General features: G+C 68.5%; 12 protein-coding genes and 1 riboswitch. Of the genes, 11 read left to right on the top strand and 1 reads right to left on the bottom strand.

What is annotated here, in order from left to right:
- Nucleotides 1-222: 222 nt before the first annotated feature.
- From BLT03_RS07470 to thiC, 11 genes are all read left to right on the top strand, one after another.
- Complete coding sequence (locus BLT03_RS07470; protein ID WP_434802340.1) at nucleotides 223-1,785, top strand: Mur ligase family protein; 1,563 nt, start codon at nucleotides 223-225, stop codon at nucleotides 1,783-1,785.
- Nucleotides 1,782-3,068, top strand: a complete 1,287-nt coding sequence (gene ftsW, locus BLT03_RS07465; RefSeq protein ID WP_092741832.1) for a putative lipid II flippase FtsW — start codon at nucleotides 1,782-1,784, stop codon at nucleotides 3,066-3,068. Before BLT03_RS07470 ends, ftsW begins: the two co-directional genes overlap by 4 nt.
- Before the next feature lie 79 nt (nucleotides 3,069-3,147).
- Nucleotides 3,148-4,215 (top strand): undecaprenyldiphospho-muramoylpentapeptide beta-N-acetylglucosaminyltransferase, encoded by a 1,068-nt coding sequence (murG, locus tag BLT03_RS07460; protein ID WP_092741830.1) that lies wholly within the window; start codon nucleotides 3,148-3,150, stop codon nucleotides 4,213-4,215.
- Complete coding sequence (gene murC / locus BLT03_RS07455; protein WP_092741828.1) at nucleotides 4,212-5,642, top strand: UDP-N-acetylmuramate--L-alanine ligase; 1,431 nt, start codon at nucleotides 4,212-4,214, stop codon at nucleotides 5,640-5,642. Before murG ends, murC begins: the two co-directional genes overlap by 4 nt.
- Nucleotides 5,639-6,664, top strand: a complete 1,026-nt coding sequence (locus tag BLT03_RS07450) for a D-alanine--D-alanine ligase (protein ID WP_434802336.1) — start codon at nucleotides 5,639-5,641, stop codon at nucleotides 6,662-6,664. The genes murC and BLT03_RS07450 overlap by 4 nt, the downstream gene beginning before the upstream one ends.
- A complete protein-coding gene (locus BLT03_RS07445; RefSeq protein WP_092741826.1) occupies nucleotides 6,661-7,515 on the top strand; it encodes a cell division protein FtsQ/DivIB in 855 nt (284 codons plus the stop codon). The genes BLT03_RS07450 and BLT03_RS07445 overlap by 4 nt, the downstream gene beginning before the upstream one ends.
- 15 nt (nucleotides 7,516-7,530) lie before the next feature.
- Nucleotides 7,531-8,760 carry a cell division protein FtsA gene (gene ftsA / locus BLT03_RS07440; protein WP_092741824.1) on the top strand — a complete coding sequence of 410 codons (1,230 nt, stop codon included), beginning with the start codon at nucleotides 7,531-7,533 and terminating at the stop codon, nucleotides 8,758-8,760.
- A gap of 171 nt (nucleotides 8,761-8,931) precedes the next feature.
- Complete coding sequence (ftsZ, locus tag BLT03_RS07435; protein ID WP_092741822.1) at nucleotides 8,932-10,158, top strand: cell division protein FtsZ; 1,227 nt, start codon at nucleotides 8,932-8,934, stop codon at nucleotides 10,156-10,158.
- A 144-nt stretch (nucleotides 10,159-10,302) separates the two neighbouring features.
- Nucleotides 10,303-11,226, top strand: a complete 924-nt coding sequence (gene lpxC / locus BLT03_RS07430) for a UDP-3-O-acyl-N-acetylglucosamine deacetylase (protein WP_092741820.1) — start codon at nucleotides 10,303-10,305, stop codon at nucleotides 11,224-11,226.
- A gap of 44 nt (nucleotides 11,227-11,270) precedes the next feature.
- Nucleotides 11,271-11,447: a hypothetical protein gene (locus tag BLT03_RS24430; RefSeq protein WP_175537689.1), complete on the top strand. Its 177-nt coding sequence runs from the start codon at nucleotides 11,271-11,273 to the stop codon at nucleotides 11,445-11,447.
- 36 nt (nucleotides 11,448-11,483) lie between these two features.
- Nucleotides 11,484-11,607: riboswitch (TPP riboswitch) on the top strand.
- A 113-nt stretch (nucleotides 11,608-11,720) separates the two neighbouring features.
- A complete protein-coding gene (gene thiC, locus BLT03_RS07425) occupies nucleotides 11,721-13,583 on the top strand; it encodes a phosphomethylpyrimidine synthase ThiC (protein WP_092741818.1) in 1,863 nt (620 codons plus the stop codon).
- A 48-nt stretch (nucleotides 13,584-13,631) separates the two neighbouring features.
- Here thiC and BLT03_RS07420 read toward each other — a convergent pair whose 3' ends face one another.
- Nucleotides 13,632-15,296: a methyl-accepting chemotaxis protein gene (locus tag BLT03_RS07420; RefSeq protein WP_092741816.1), complete on the bottom strand. Its 1,665-nt coding sequence runs from the start codon at nucleotides 15,294-15,296 to the stop codon at nucleotides 13,632-13,634.
- Nucleotides 15,297-15,410 lie beyond the last annotated feature (114 nt).

Below are 15,410 nucleotides of genomic sequence, written 5' to 3'. Positions count from 1 at the left end.
GCTCCTGCCGTGTCCGCCGCGGCGGCCGCCGCTGCTTTCGTGGCGCAGATCTTCGCTGACGTGGCCGCTCCCGATCCGCGCAAAGCGGCAGCGCCCGGTGCTGCCGGCGCCGATGCCGCCCCCGCCGATACCGAAGTGTCCGTTGAGGGCGCCGCTCCTGCAGCCGATGCCGAAGGTAATGGCGACACTGCTCCGGCTCCCCTCGGCCGGCCCGGCGAAAACATGGCGCCGCTGCAGGGCCAGAACATTCTCATCCTCGGCCTGGGCGCGTCGGGCCTGGCCATGGCGCGCTGGTGCGTGCGCTGCGGCGCCGAAGTGACCGTGGCCGACACCCGCGAAGCGCCGCCGCAGCGCGGCACTTTGCATGCCGAACTGCCCCAGGTGCGCTTCGTGGCCGGTGCGTTCGACGAGCAATTGATCGAAGGCCGTGCGCCGCACGCGATCTACCGCTCGCCCGGCTTGGCCCCCGCCACGCTGGCCGCCCTGTCGGGCGCGGCGCAGGCACGTGGCATTCCCTTTGAAGGCGAGCTGGCCCTGTTCGCCATGGCGCTGCGCGATCTGCGCGCATCGCACGGCTACGCGCCGGCGGTGCTGGCCATCAGCGGCACCAACGGCAAGACCACCGTGACGTCCCTCACCGGGAAGCTGGTGGACTGCGCCGGCAAGACCGTGGCGGTGGCCGGAAACATCGGCCCAACCCTGCTGGATACGCTGGGCCAGCACATCGATGCGGACACGCTGCCCGAAGTCTGGGTGCTGGAACTGTCGAGCTTTCAGCTTGACGGCGTGACGGGCTTCGAGCCCACGGCCGCAGCGGTGCTCAACATCACGCAGGACCACCTGGACTGGCACGGCAGCCTGGCCGCCTACGCCGCGGCTAAGGCGCGCATCTTCGGCCAGAGCGGGCTGATGCTGCTCAACCGCGAAGACCCGGAAGTCATGGGCATGCTGGCCGGCGCCAGCGCCGGCAGCCTGTCATCCGGTGGGGCCGTCGCCAAGCCGGCATCGCGCCAGAAGCCACCCAAGGTGCAGGTGCGCCCGCACGTCACGTTCGGCGGCGACATGCCCCAGCGCCCCGGTGATTTCGGCCTGGAGATCGTGAACGGCATGGCCTGGCTCGTGCGCGCCCAGGAGGCCGACGAAACCGCGCGGCGTTCGCGCGTGCAGGACGAAGAGCTGTACATCCAGCGCCTCATGCCGGCCGATGCGCTGCGCATCCGCGGCCGCCACAACGCCGTGAACGCCCTGGCCGCGCTGGCGCTGGCCCAGGCGGCGGGCTGCGCGCTGGGTCCGATGCTGTACGGCCTGCGCGAATACCGTGGCGAGCCGCACCGGGTGGAGCCCATCGGGCTCATCGGCGACGTGGAATATTTCGACGACAGCAAGGGCACGAACGTGGGCGCCACCGTGGCCGCGTTGACGGGCCTGGGGGCCGAGCGCCGGCTGGTCGTCATTCTGGGCGGCGAGGGCAAGGGGCAGGACTTTTCGCCCCTGGCCCCGCCCGTTTCCCGCTATGCCCGTGCGGTGGTGCTGATCGGCCGCGATGCGCCGCAGATCCGCGCTGCCCTGCGCGATGCGGGCGTGGCAATGCTGGACGCGCAGACCCTGCCCGAGGCCGTGGCCCTGGCCACGCAGCGCGCCCATGGCGGCGATGCGGTGCTGATGTCGCCCGCCTGTGCCAGTTTCGATATGTTCAACGATTACGAGCACCGGGCGCGCGTGTTTTGCGAAGCGGTGCAAGCGCTGGCGAACGACCGTGGCCAGGACCTGGAGGGCTCCGCATGAGCACCGCACCCGCATCGCCAAGCCTGGCGCAGCGCCTGTCCAGCCGATTCGGCGGATGGTTCGGCGGCAAGCCGGCCCAGCCTGCCGACGTGCTGCCCGTGCGCGTGGGCGGGACCGAATACCGCCAGACCACGACCACGCCGGCCAGCGTGCTCGGCTTCGACCAGGCCCTGCTGTGGGTGGTGGTGGCGCTGCTCGCGTGGGGGTTGGTGATGGTGTATTCGGCCTCGATCGCCATGCCGGACAACCCGCGCTTCGGCAAGATCGCGCCCACCCATTTCCTGGTGCGCCACATCATGGCGCTGGTGATTGCCTTCGTCGCCGCGTTGCTGGCGTTTCAGGTGTCCATGGCCACCTGGGAGCGCGTGGCCCCGTGGCTGTTCGTGCTGTCCATCGCCCTGCTGATCGCAGTGCTGATTCCCCACGTGGGCACAGTCGTCAACGGTGCACGGCGCTGGCTGTCGCTGGGGGTGATGAACTTCCAGCCGTCCGAACTGGCGAAGTTCGCGGTGCTCATCTACGCCTCCGATTACATGGTGCGCAAGATGGACGTGAAGGAACGCTTCTTCCGCGCCGTGCTGCCCATGGGCGCGGCTGTGGCGGTGGTCGGCGCCTTGCTGCTGGCCGAGCCCGACATGGGCGCCTTCATGGTGATCGCCGTGATCGCCATGGGCATCCTGTTCCTGGGCGGCGTGAACGCTCGCATGTTCTTTCTGATCGCCGCCGTGCTGGTGGGCGCCTTCGCCCTCATGGTGATGATGAGCGACTGGCGTCGCGAGCGCATCTTCGCGTACCTGGACCCCTGGAGCGAAAAGCACGCCCTGGGCAAAGGCTACCAGCTGTCGCACTCGCTGATCGCCATCGGCCGCGGCGAGATCTTCGGCGTGGGGCTGGGCGGCAGCGTGGAAAAGCTGCACTGGCTGCCCGAGGCGCACACCGACTTCCTGCTCGCCGTCATCGGGGAAGAGTTCGGCCTGGTCGGCGTGCTCGTCCTCATCGTGCTGTTCCTGTGGATGACCCGCCGCATCATGCACATCGGCCGCCAGGCCATCGCCCTGGACCGCGTGTTCGCGGGGCTTGTGGCGCAGGGCGTGGCGATCTGGATGGGCTTTCAGGCGTTCATCAACATGGGCGTGAACCTGGGCGCGCTGCCGACCAAGGGACTGACGCTGCCGCTGATGAGCTTCGGAGGGTCCGCGATTCTGATGAACCTGGTGGCCATCGCCGTGGTGCTTCGGGTTGACTACGAAAACAAGCACCTCATGCGCGGAGGCCGCGTATGAGGTGCTTGTTTCAACAAAAAGGGCATCGCATGGCGCCGGCCATGCCGGGCGCGCAGCGCCCGATGAGGGGTGGCCGCGTATGAGCGCATCGAAGACCGCGCTGATCATGGCCGGCGGGACCGGCGGCCATATTTTTCCGGGCCTTGCCGTGGCCGAGGAGTTGCGCGCCCGCGGCTGGCGCGTGCACTGGCTGGGCACGCCCGCCAGCATGGAGTCGCGCCTGGTGCCCCCGCGCGGTTTCGCGTTCGAGCCCATCGACTTTTCCGGGGTGCGCGGCAAGGGACTGGTCACGCTGGCCCTGCTGCCGCTGCGCCTGCTGCGCGCGTTCTGGCAATCGCTGGCGGTGGTACGGCGCGTGAAGCCCGACGTGGTCGTGGGCCTGGGCGGTTATGTGACGTTTCCGGGCGGCATGATGGCCGTGCTGGTGGGCAAGCCGCTGGTGCTGCATGAGCAGAACTCGGTGGCGGGCCTGGTGAACAAGGTGCTGGCCGGCGTGGCCGACCGGGTGTTCACGGCGTTCCCCGAGGTGCTCAAGAAAGCCCAGTGGGTGGGTAACCCGCTGCGCACCGCCTTCACGCAGCAGCCTGCGCCGGCCGAGCGTTTCGCCGGCCGCACGGGGCCGCTGCGCCTGCTCGTCGTGGGCGGCAGCCTGGGCGCGCGGGCGCTCAACGAGATCGTTCCCCAGGCGCTGGCCCGCATTCCTGCGGACCGCCGGCCGGTGGTCACCCACCAGAGCGGCGCGGCGCAGATCGACGCACTGCGCGAGCACTACGCGAAAGCGGGCGTGCAGGCCACGCTCACCCCCTTCATCGACGACACGGCGGCGGCGTTTGCCGACGCCGACCTCATCGTCTGCCGCGCCGGGGCCAGCACCGTGACCGAAATCGCCGCCGTGGGCGCGGCGGCGGTGTTCGTGCCGTTTCCCCATGCGGTGGACGACCACCAGACCGCCAACGCCCGCTTCCTTGTGGACGCCGGCGGCGGGTGGCTCGTGCAGCAGCGCGACCTCACCCCCGAATGGCTGGCGGATATGCTACAAAATTCAGAGCGCACTGCCCTAGTGGATATTGCGCGGAAGGCCAAAAACATGCAAAAGATCAACGCCACCCGCGAAGTGGTGACTGCCTGCGAGGAACTCGCCGGATGAAGCACGCCATTCGCCACATCCACTTCGTCGGCCTGGGCGGCGCCGGCATGTGCGGCATCGCCGAGGTGCTGTTCAACCTGGGCTACAGCATTTCCGGCTCGGACCTGTCCGACAGCGCCACGCTGCGCCGCCTGGAAGCACTGGGCATCCGCACCTGCGTGGGCCATGCGGCCGCGCACATCGAAGGCGCCGACGCTGTGGTCACCTCCACGGCGGTGCAGGCGGACAACCCCGAAGTGCTGGCCGCCCGCGAAAAGAAGATTCCCGTGGTGCCGCGCGCGCTGATGCTGGCGGAGCTGATGCGCCTGAAGCGCGGCATCGCCATCGCCGGCACGCACGGCAAGACCACCACCACCAGCCTCGTCACCAGCGTGCTGGCCGAGGCGGGGCTCGACCCGACCTTCGTGATCGGCGGGCGCCTGAACAGCGCCGGCGCCAACGCCAAGCTGGGCAGCGGCGACTACATCGTCGTGGAAGCGGACGAATCCGACGCGTCGTTCCTCAACCTGCTGCCCGTGATGGCCGTGGTGACGAACATCGACGCCGACCACATGGAAACCTACGGGCACGACTTCGGCCGCCTGAAAGGCGCGTTCGTCGAGTTCCTGCACCGCATGCCGTTCTACGGCACGGCGATCCTGTGCGTGGACAACCCGGCCATCCGCGACATCCTGGCCGACGTGACCTGCCCCATCACGAGCTACGGCTTTTCCGAAGATGCCCAGGTTCGCGCGGTGGACGTGCGGGCCGATGCCGGGCAGATGCGCTTTCGCGTGCAGCGGCGCAACGGCGTCACCCTGCCGGACATCGACGTGGTGCTGAACCTCGCGGGCGAGCACAACGTGCTGAACGCGCTGTCGGCCATCGCGGTCGCGGTCGAGCTGAACATTCCGGACGACGCGCTGCTGCGCGCCCTGGCCAGCTTCAAGGGCGTGGGCCGGCGCTTCCAGCGCTACGGCGACATTCCCGCACCGGCCGGCGGCACGTTCGCGCTGATCGAAGACTACGGCCACCACCCGGTCGAGATGACGGCCACGCTCGCGGCGGCGCGCGGTGCCTTCCCGGGCCGACGCTTGCTGCTGGCTTTCCAGCCGCACCGCTACAGCCGCACGCGCGACTGCTTCGAGGATTTCGTCAAGGTCATGGGCAGCGCCGATGCCGTGCTGCTGACCGAGGTCTATGCCGCGGGCGAGGCGCCCATCGTGGCGGCCGATGGCCGGTCGCTCACCCGCGCCCTGCGCGTGGCCGGCAAGGTCGAGCCCGTGTTCGTGGACGACGTGGGCACGCTCGCGCAGACGATCGTGGACAACGCCCGCGATGGCGATGTGGTGCTGTGCATGGGCGCAGGCTCGATCGGCGCGGTGCCTGCCAAGGTGGTGGAGATGCTGCAAAAAGAACAAACGCCAGCCCTCTCGGAGGCCGCATGATGAGTACCGAAGACAACACCCCGGCCATCGACGTGCGGGCACTCGGCAAGGTCGCCGTGCTGATGGGCGGCTCGTCCGCCGAGCGCGAGGTTTCGCTCATGTCCGGCGGCGGCGTGCTCCAGGCGCTGCGCGCCCGGGGCGTGGATGCGCACGCCTTCGATCCCTCGCAGACCGACCTGTCCGAACTGCGGCACGGCGGCTATGCGCGCTGCTTCATCGCGCTCCACGGCCGCCACGGCGAGGACGGCACGGTGCAGGGCGCGCTCGAGCTGCTCGGCATTCCGTACACCGGTCCGGGCGTGATGGCGTCCAGCATCGCCATGGACAAGATCATGACCAAGCGCATCTGGCGCTTCGAAGGGCTGCCGACGCCGGACTGGCGCCTCGTCTCAAGCGCTGCGGAGACCGCGCAGGCGCTGCAGGCACTGGGCGCGCCGATGATCGTGAAGCCCTCGCGCGAGGGCTCGACCATCGGCCTCACCAAGGTGACGTCACCCGGGCAGTGCGAGCAGGCCTATCTGCTGGCCTCCCGCTACGACCCCGAAGTGCTGTGCGAAGAATTCATCGAGGGCGACGAGACCACCTGCCCCGTGCTGGGTCAGGGCGCAGGCGCCCGGGCGCTGCCGGTGATCCGCATCGTGGCGCCCGCCGGCAACTACGACTACCAGAACAAGTATTTCACCGACGTCACCCAGTACCACTGCCCGAGCGGCCTGCCCGAGCATGAGGAGCGCGAGATCCAGCGGCTGGTGGTCGAGGCCTTCCGCACGCTGCAGTGCCGCGGCTGGGCGCGCGCCGACATCATGATCCGCGCCAGCGACCGCAAGCCTTTTCTGCTGGAGATCAACACCTCGCCCGGCATGACCGGCCATTCGCTGGTGCCCATGTCGGCCCGCGCGAGCGGCGTGAGCTACGAGGCGCTGTGCCTGAGCATTCTCGCGAGCGCATCGCTCGACGGGCTGCAAGGCAACGCGGGCGCAGCGACGCCGACCGTGACCCCCGGAACGCCAGGAGCCGCATGACCCCCTCGCTGCCCGCACCGCTTGACGTCAAGCTCATGAACCTGACCGCCACGGTCCTGTTCGTGGGCTGCGCCGCGTTCGTGCTGGTGGCGGGCGGCTCGTGGATGCTGCGCCATCCGGCGTTCGCGATCGGGCGCATCGTGGTGCAGGGCGAGCTGGTGCACAACAACGCCGTGACGCTGCGCGCCAATGTCGGTCCGCACCTGGTGGGCAATTTCTTCACGGTGGACCTGCGCGCCGTGCGCGAAGCGTTCGAGCAGGTGCCCTGGGTGCGGCATGCCATGGTGCGGCGCGAGTTTCCCAACAGCCTGCGCGTGGAACTGCAGGAGCACGACGCTGCCGCCTATTGGGGCGCCGAAGAGGGCTCCACGCTGGTCAACAGCCAGGGCGAAGTGTTCGAGGCCAACGGCGACGACCTGGACGCGGATGACCTGCCCCGCCTGCAAGGGCCGCAGGGCCATTCGCTGGAGGTGCTGCAGATGTACCACCGCCTGGGCCCGGTCTTTCAGCCGCTCGGCGCGAAGGTCGATGCGCTCGAACTCACCGGGCGTGGCGGCTGGCGCGCCACGCTGGACAGCGGCGCGGCCGTGGAGCTGGGCGGCGGCACCCCCGAAGAGGTGGTGCAGCGTTCGCAGCGCTTCGTGCGCACGCTGGCACGCGTGGCCGGCCAGTACGGACGCCGCGCGGATGCGCTCGAGTCGGCCGATCTGCGCCATGCCGATGGCTATGCGCTGCGGCTGCGCGGCGTGACCACGGTGAATGGCGATGCGCCCAAGGCCGCCGCCAGGGCGCCCGCGCGCAATGCGGCGCAGCGCGCACGCCCAGGCAGAACAACAGGGCAGAACCACTGAGGGCAGGACACAGATATGGCAAGAGAATACAAAGACGTGGTCGTGGGGCTGGACATCGGCACCGCCAAGGTGATGGCGGTGGTCGCCGAGGTGCTGCCCAACGGCGAACTCAAGCTCGCGGGGCTGGGCGTGGCGCCCAGCAACGGGCTCAAGCGCGGCGTGGTGGTGAACATCGACGCCACGGTGCAGAGCATCCAGCAGGCTTTGAAAGAGGCCGAGCTGATGGCCGACTGCAAGATCCAGCGCGTGTACACCGGCATCACCGGCAGCCACATCCGCGGGCTCAATTCGAGCGGCATGGTGGCGGTCAAGGACAAGGAAGTCACCCAGGCCGACGTGGCACGCGTGGTGGAGACGGCCAAGGCCATCAACATCTCCAGCGACCAGCGGCTGTTGCTGGTCGAGCCGCAGGAATTCGTGATCGACGGGCAGGACGTCAAGGAGCCCATCGGCATGAGCGGCATCCGCCTGGAGGCCAAGATCCACATCGTGACCGGCGCGCAGAGCGCGGCCGAGAACATCATCAAGTGCGTGCGCCGCTGCGGGCTCGAAGTGGAGCAGCTCATGCTGAACCCGCTCGCTTCCAGCCAGGCCGTGCTGACCGACGACGAGCGCGAACTGGGCGTGGCGGTGGTGGACATCGGCGCGGGAACGACCGACGTGGCGATCTTCACCGGCGGTGCGATCCGCCACACGGCCGTGATCCCGATCGCGGGCGACCTCATCACCAGCGACATCGCCATGGCGCTGCGTACGCCCACCAAGGACGCCGAAGACATCAAGGTCGAGAGCGGCTATGCCAAGCAACTGCTGGCCGACCCCGAGGCGCAGGTCGAGGTGCCGGGCCTGGGCGACCGCAGCCCGCGCATGCTCAGCAAGCAGGCACTGGCCGGCGTGATTGAGCCGCGCGTGGAAGAGATCTTCTCGCTCGTGCAGCAGGTCATCCGGGAATCGGGCTACGAAGAAGTGCTGTCCTCGGGCATCGTGCTCACGGGTGGCAGCGCCATCATGCCGGGCATGGTCGAGCTGGGCGAGGACATCTTCCTCAAGCCCGTGCGCCGGGGCATTCCCAAGTATTCGAGCGCGCTGGCGGACATGATCGCCCAGCCGCGCGCGGCCACCGTGATGGGCCTGCTCGAAGAGGCGCGCCTGGCGCGCCTGCGCGGCTTCAAGGTCGCGCAAAAGAGCGGCTCGGTAAAGACTGCGTTCGGCCGTTTCAAAGACTTCATCGTGGGGAACTTCTGACATGTTCCCCCCTCTGCCCTGGCTTGCTCGCGCCGGCCCCAATGCGCTTTCCTGGCACCGATGGCGGGGCACCGGCCCGCCGTTCGTTCCCCGGACTGTCTCGCAACCCATTTCAACCATCCAGCCTTTTTGGCCCCATGCAATTCACGTGAAAGACTAGGAGCACCCACCATGACCATCGAAATGATCGAAGCCGAAGAATTCAATCAGGGCACCCAGATCAAGGTGATCGGTGTCGGCGGCGGCGGCGGCAATGCCGTGGCCCACATGATCGCGCGCAATGTTCAGGGCGTGGAGTTCGTCTGCGCCAATACCGACGCGCAAGCCCTCACCCGCAGCCCCGCGCACCGCACCATCCAGCTGGGCGGCAGCGGCCTGGGCGCCGGCAGCAAGCCCGACAAGGGCCGCGACGCCGCTGAAGCGGCCGTGGAAGACATCCGCAGCGCCATTGCCGGCGCGCACATGCTGTTCATCACCGCAGGCATGGGCGGCGGCACGGGCACGGGCGCTGCGCCCGTGATCGCGCGCGTCGCCAAGGAAATGGGCATTCTCACCGTGGGCGTGGTCACCAAGCCCTTCGACTGGGAAGGCGGCCGCCGCATGGCCAACGCCGACAACGGCCTGGCCGAGCTGGAAGCCAACGTCGATTCGCTGATCGTCGTGCTCAACGAGAAGCTGCTGGAAGTGCTGGGCGACGACATCACCCAGGACGAAGCCTTCGCGCATGCCAACGACGTGCTGAAGAACGCCGTGGGCGGCATTGCCGAAATCATCAATGAATACGGCCACGTGAACGTCGACTTCGAAGACGTGCGCACCGTGATGGGCGAACCCGGCAAGGCCATGATGGGCACGGCCACGGCCGCTGGCCCAGACCGCGCACGCATCGCTGCCGAGCAGGCCGTGGCCTGCCCGCTGCTGGAAGGCATCGACCTGTCGGGCGCCAAGGGCGTGCTGGTGCTGGTCACGGCCGCCAAGGGCAGCTTGAAGCTGTCCGAGTCGCGCCTGGCCATGAGCACTATCAATGCCTACGCCTCGCCGGATGCGCACGTGATCTACGGCGCCGCCTACGACGACAGCCTGGGCGAAGAGATCCGCGTCACCGTGGTGGCCACCGGCCTGTCGCGCCAGAACGCACGCCGCCAGCCCATCTCGGTGGTGCAGGGCGGCCTGCGCACCGGTACGGACAACGTGGCCTACCAGATGCCCATCGCCGGCGCGACGCTGGGCGGTGGCCTGGTCGGCGCAGGATCCGCTCAGGCTGACTACGGCAACATGTCGGTGCCCAGCGTGTGGCGCACCAACCGCACCCAGGCAGCAGCGCGCGTGGATGCGCTGTCCTCCGGCGGCATGGACGATCTGGAAATCCCCGCGTTCCTGCGCAAGCAGGCCGACTGATCGGAGGGGCCGCCCGGCCTTTCTTGTTCACACAACCGCCACGCTCCGCAAGGGGCCTGGCGGTTTTTTTCCACCCACCCGGCCTATCACCTTCATAGATGCGGGGATGCCCCACGATGGTGCCTGCCCCTCTAAAATCGCCCGATGCTCCAGCAACGCACGATCAAGACCCTGACCCGCGCCGTCGGCGTAGGTCTGCACAGCGGCCAGCGCGTCGAATTGACGCTGCGGCCGGCCCAGCCCGACACGGGCATCGTGTTTCGCCGGGTGGACCTGCCCGAGCCGGTGGACATTCCGATCACCGCCATGGCCGTGGTGGACACGCGCATGGCCTCCACCATCGGCGTGGGCAGTGCCAAGGTGCACACGGTGGAGCACCTCATGTCGGCCTGTGCCGGCCTGGGGCTGGACAACCTCTACATCGACATCACCGCCGAAGAAGTGCCCATCCTCGACGGATCGTCGGCGTCGTTCGTATTCCTGCTGCAGAGCGCCGGCGTGGAGTTGCAGAAGGCACCCAAGCGCTTTATCCGTGTCATTCGGCCGGTCGAGGTGCGCGAAGGCACCGGCGCCAACACCAAGTGGGCGCGGCTCGATCCCTACCATGGCTACAAGCTGCGCTTCGAGATCGACTTCGCCCACCCGGCGGTCGATTCCACCGGGCAGAGCGTGGAGTTCGATCTGGGCTCCGGCAACTACACCCGCGACATCGCGCGCGCGCGCACCTTCGGCTTCACCAAGGATGTGGAGATGATGCGGGCGAGCGGGCTGGCGCTGGGCGGCGGGCTCGACAACGCCATCGTCATGGACGACTACAAGGTGCTCAACAGCGATGGCCTTCGCTATGACGACGAGTTCGTCAAGCACAAGATCCTCGATGCCATCGGCGACCTGTACCTCGTCGGCAAGCCGCTGCTGGCGGCCTACAGCGCGTTCCGCTCCGGCCACGCGATGAACAACCTGCTGCTGCGCGAGTTGCTCTCGCAAAAGGACGCCTGGGAAATCGCCACGTTCGAAAATGAACGCCAGGCGCCGGCCGGCTTCGCGCAGCCGGTGGCAGCCTGGTGAGCCGGCGCGCTCTGCCACCGGCTTAACGCCCACACCGCCATCGCATGCTGATCTTTCGCTGGCTCGCCACCCTGCTGCTGCTCATGGCCGCCGTGTCGTTCGCGTTCTACGTGGGCACGGGGCAGGCGCGCTACAAGCGCTGGGGACTCATCATCCTCAAGTGGACGGTGATCGCCGCATTCGTGTTTTTCGCCGTGCTCATCCTGGGGCGCATCGCCTGAAGGGCCTGGAATGCGCCAGGGCGCTGGCCTATACTGGCGCCTGCTCCGGGGTGTGCTGATGCGCTGAGATGCGGGCGGCCTGACGAATGTCAGGCTGGCTTGCGAACCCGACGAACTTGATCCGGTTCATACCGGCGGAAGAAGAGCCGACCTCCCGTGACCGTGCCCGCACCCGCGGGGCACGCACCGCTTCCACAGGCGCCGCGCGCCTGTCCCGGCGCAGGTCCATTTCCGGAGCAGCCCCACCGCCCCCGGAAACAGGAGACCTGCCCCATGAACGCACCCGAACCCCTCGCCCGCGAAAAATTCGCCGAACTGCTCGCGCTCACCCGCGAACCCTTTCCCGCTTCGCGCAAGGCCTATCTGCCCGGCCATACGCACGCGGACGTGCGTGTGCCGGTGCGCGACATCGCGCTCACCAACGGCGAGCAGGTCAGCGTGTACGACACCTCCGGTCCGTACACCGACCCCGAGGCCGTGATCGACGTGCGCCAGGGCCTGGCCAGCGTGCGCGGCGGCTGGATCACGGCCCGCGGCGATGTGGAGCACTACGAAGGCCGCTCGCCCGTGGCGCTCGATGACGGCCAAAAGAGCGAAGATGCGGCCCGCCTGGCCCAGCTGCGTGCCGAAGCCGCCGCGCTGCAGCGCCGGCCGCTGCGCGCCAAGAGCGGCGCCAACGTGACGCAGATGCACTACGCACGCCGCGGCATCGTCACCCCCGAGATGGAATACGTCGCCATCCGCGAAAACGGCCGCCGCGAATGGATGGAGCAGTACATGCAGGATGCCGGCCGCGAGCAGCGGCTGATCGGCAACCCCATGGGCGCGAGCATTCCCAAGATCATCACGCCCGAGTTCGTGCGCGACGAGGTGGCCCGTGGCCGCGCGATCATTCCCGCCAACATCAACCACCCCGAAGTGGAGCCGATGGCCATCGGGCGCAACTTCAAGGTCAAGATCAACGCCAACATCGGTAACTCGGCCGTTACCTCCAGCATCGAGGAAGAGGTCGAAAAGCTGGTGTGGGCCATCCGATGGGGTGCCGACAACGTGATGGACCTGTCCACCGGCAAGGCCATCCACACCACGCGCGACTGGATCGTGCGCAACTCGCCGGTGCCCATCGGCACGGTGCCGATCTACCAGGCGCTGGAGAAGGTCGGCGGCGTGGCCGAGGACCTCACCTGGGCCATCTTCCGCGACACGCTCATCGAGCAGGCGGAGCAGGGCGTGGACTACTTCACCATCCATGCGGGCGTGCGGCTGGCCTACATCCACCTCACGGCCCAGCGCCGCACCGGCATCGTTTCGCGCGGCGGCTCCATCATGGCCAAGTGGTGCATGGCGCATCACAAGGAGAGCTTCCTGTACGAGCACTTCGAGGACATCTGCGACATCATGAAGGCGTACGACGTGTCGTTCAGCCTGGGCGACGGCCTGCGGCCCGGCTGCGCATCCGATGCCAACGACGAGGCGCAGTTCGCCGAACTGCACACGCTGGGCGAGCTCACCCAGACCGCCTGGAAGCACGACGTGCAAACCATGATCGAAGGCCCCGGCCACGTGCCCATGCACCTGATCCAGGCCAACATGAACGAGCAGCTCAAGACCTGCCACGAAGCGCCGTTCTATACCCTGGGCCCGCTGACCATCGACATCGCCCCGGGCTACGACCACATCGCCAGCGCCATCGGCGCGGCCATGATCGGCTGGATGGGCACCGCCATGCTCTGCTACGTGACCCCCAAGGAACACCTGGGGCTGCCCGATCGCGACGATGTGAAGCAGGGAATCATCGCGTACAAGATCGCGGCGCACGCGGCCGACGTGGCCAAGGGGCACCCCGGAGCCCGTGCGCGCGACGACGCATTGAGCCAGGCGCGCTTCGAGTTCCGCTGGCAGGACCAGTTCAACCTGGGCCTCGACCCCGAGACGGCCAAGGAATACCACGACGAAACGCTGCCGAAAGACAGCGCCAAGGTGGCCCATTTCTGCTCGATGTGCGGTCCCAAGTTCTGCTCGATGAAGATCACCCAGGAAGTGCGTGAATTCGCCGCCAAGGGCCTGCAGGAAAAGGCGGTGGAGTTCCGCGGCACGGGCGGCGAGCTGTACGTGCCGATCCAGCCCGTCGCCTGACGGCTTTAACCGAGGCGCGCCGCCAGGCCAGGGCGGCGCACCACCCGCTCAAGCGTGCGACAGGCGCAGCGGGCGCGGGGAGGGGTTCTGCGCTGTCGGATCGCCCACCCGCGGGCCGGGCTCGGTGGTGGATTGGGGCAGCGCGAACCGGCTGATCACCGCCGACAGGTCGTGCGCCTGGCCGCGCAGGCTTTCCGCGGCGGCGGCGGACTGCTCCACCAGGGCGGCGTTTTGCTGCGTCATCTCGTCCAGCCGCGACATGGCGGCGTGGATGGCCGCAATGTCCTGGTTCTGCGACCGGGTGTGGTTGCGGATTTCGCCCATGGTCTGCGCCGTGTGCTGGATGGTGGAGACCACACGCTCCATCGTGCGGCCGGCGTGCCCGGCCAGGCTGGCGCCCGAGGCCACCTGCTGCACCGAATCGGCGATCAGCGCCTTGATCTCCCGCGCGGCCTCGGCCGAGCGGTTCGCCAGGCTGCGGACTTCGCTGGCCACCACGGCGAAGCCGCGGCCCTGGTCGCCCGCCCGCGCGGCTTCCACCGCGGCGTTCAGCGCCAGGATGTTGGTCTGGAACGCGATGGAGTCGATCACGCCCGTGATGTCGGCGATGCGGCGCGAGCCGGTGGCGATGCGGTCCATGGTGTCCACCACCTGCGTGACCACGCCGCTGCCCTCTTGCGCCACGCTCGCGGCCTGTGAGGCCAGGGCTTCCGTGCGCTCGGCCGAGGCCGCGGCGTCGGCCACCCGCCGGGTCACCTGTTCCAGCGACGCGGCGGTTTCCTGCAGCCGTGCGGCGGCTTCTTCGGTGCGGTTGGACAGGTCGGCATTGCCGCCCGCGATGTCGGTCGAGGCGGCGCTGATGCTCTGGCCCAGCGTCTGCACGCGGTGCACCAGGCTGCGCAGCGCGCCCTGCATCACCGACAGCGAGGTGAGCATGCGGCCGGTTTCGTCGCGCTCGTGGCCGGCGATGTCATGGCGCAGGTCCAGGCCGGCCACGCGGTCCGCCGTGGCGCTGGCGATGGCGATCGGCCGGGTGATGCTGCGCACCAGCCATAGCGCGAGCAAGGTGCCCAGCGCCAGCGACAGCGCGCCGAAGGCCAGCAGCGCCCAGCGCGCCATGCCGCTCAGGCGCGCGACCTGCGCCGCCGCCCCGTCGATGTCCTGGCGTTGCGATTGCGAGAGCGTTTCCAGCGCGGCGAGCAACGCCGTGGCGGATGGCAGAAAGCGCTCGCCGTACACCTTGCGGATGCGTTCGGTCAGGCCGGAATCGCGCGCGGCCACCAGTTCCGTACGCGCCGCCAGGAAGGTGGCGCCCATGGTGCGCACCTGCGTCACCTGCGGCATGTCGTCCGTGCCCTCGAGCCGCTGGGCCAGTTGCGCGACCAGCGCGTCGTACTGCTGCTGGGTGCGGGCGATGTCCGCGCCGAGGATCTCGCCCACTTCGGGCTCGGAGCTCAGCGCCACGGCCTTGTACCGCTCGGCATTGATCGCCTGCAGCCGGTAGGCGTCGGCCACCAGGCGTTCGGTGGCGACGCTGCGCTGCACCATCGCATCGGTCGCGCGGCCGATGTGGTGCAACGACCAGATTCCGATGGCCGAGCCCACGAGGCTCAGCGCCAGGACGGCCAGGAAAACCGTCAGCAGGCGCTGGCTCAGCGAACCGCTGGCGGTGGTGGAGCGATGGGACGGTGCTTGCGATGATGAGAGTGCCATGAGAGGTGCGTGTGTAAGAGCGCAGGGGCCTGTGAGAACGCACAGGCAAGCGCGGTTGCCGTTGGGGCGAATGTGCACCTTATTTGTGACAATTTGTTTTACAGTGCACAAATC

Source organism: Paracidovorax valerianellae (genome assembly GCF_900102625.1).
Classification (GTDB): domain Bacteria; phylum Pseudomonadota; class Gammaproteobacteria; order Burkholderiales; family Burkholderiaceae_C; genus Paracidovorax; species Paracidovorax valerianellae.
Note: the sequence above shows the minus strand (reverse complement) of the source record. Positions and strands in the feature narration are given on the sequence as shown.

What these genes read in the sequence shown, in the direction of transcription:
- BLT03_RS24430 (WP_175537689.1), top strand. Translation starts at nt 11,271, where the DNA reads ATGCTGATCTTTCGCTGGCTCGCCACCCTGCTGCTGCTCATGGCCGCC.
- BLT03_RS07420 (WP_092741816.1), bottom strand. Translation starts at nt 15,296, where the DNA reads ATGGCACTCTCATCATCGCAAGCACCGTCCCATCGCTCCACCACCGCC.
- lpxC (WP_092741820.1), top strand. Translation starts at nt 10,303, where the DNA reads ATGCTCCAGCAACGCACGATCAAGACCCTGACCCGCGCCGTCGGCGTA.
- ftsZ (WP_092741822.1), top strand. Translation starts at nt 8,932, where the DNA reads ATGACCATCGAAATGATCGAAGCCGAAGAATTCAATCAGGGCACCCAG.
- thiC (WP_092741818.1), top strand. Translation starts at nt 11,721, where the DNA reads ATGAACGCACCCGAACCCCTCGCCCGCGAAAAATTCGCCGAACTGCTC.
- ftsA (WP_092741824.1), top strand. Translation starts at nt 7,531, where the DNA reads ATGGCAAGAGAATACAAAGACGTGGTCGTGGGGCTGGACATCGGCACC.
- BLT03_RS07470 (WP_434802340.1), top strand. Translation starts at nt 223, where the DNA reads ATGGCGCCGCTGCAGGGCCAGAACATTCTCATCCTCGGCCTGGGCGCG.
- murG (WP_092741830.1), top strand. Translation starts at nt 3,148, where the DNA reads ATGAGCGCATCGAAGACCGCGCTGATCATGGCCGGCGGGACCGGCGGC.
- murC (WP_092741828.1), top strand. Translation starts at nt 4,212, where the DNA reads ATGAAGCACGCCATTCGCCACATCCACTTCGTCGGCCTGGGCGGCGCC.
- BLT03_RS07450 (WP_434802336.1), top strand. Translation starts at nt 5,639, where the DNA reads ATGATGAGTACCGAAGACAACACCCCGGCCATCGACGTGCGGGCACTC.
- BLT03_RS07445 (WP_092741826.1), top strand. Translation starts at nt 6,661, where the DNA reads ATGACCCCCTCGCTGCCCGCACCGCTTGACGTCAAGCTCATGAACCTG.
- ftsW (WP_092741832.1), top strand. Translation starts at nt 1,782, where the DNA reads ATGAGCACCGCACCCGCATCGCCAAGCCTGGCGCAGCGCCTGTCCAGC.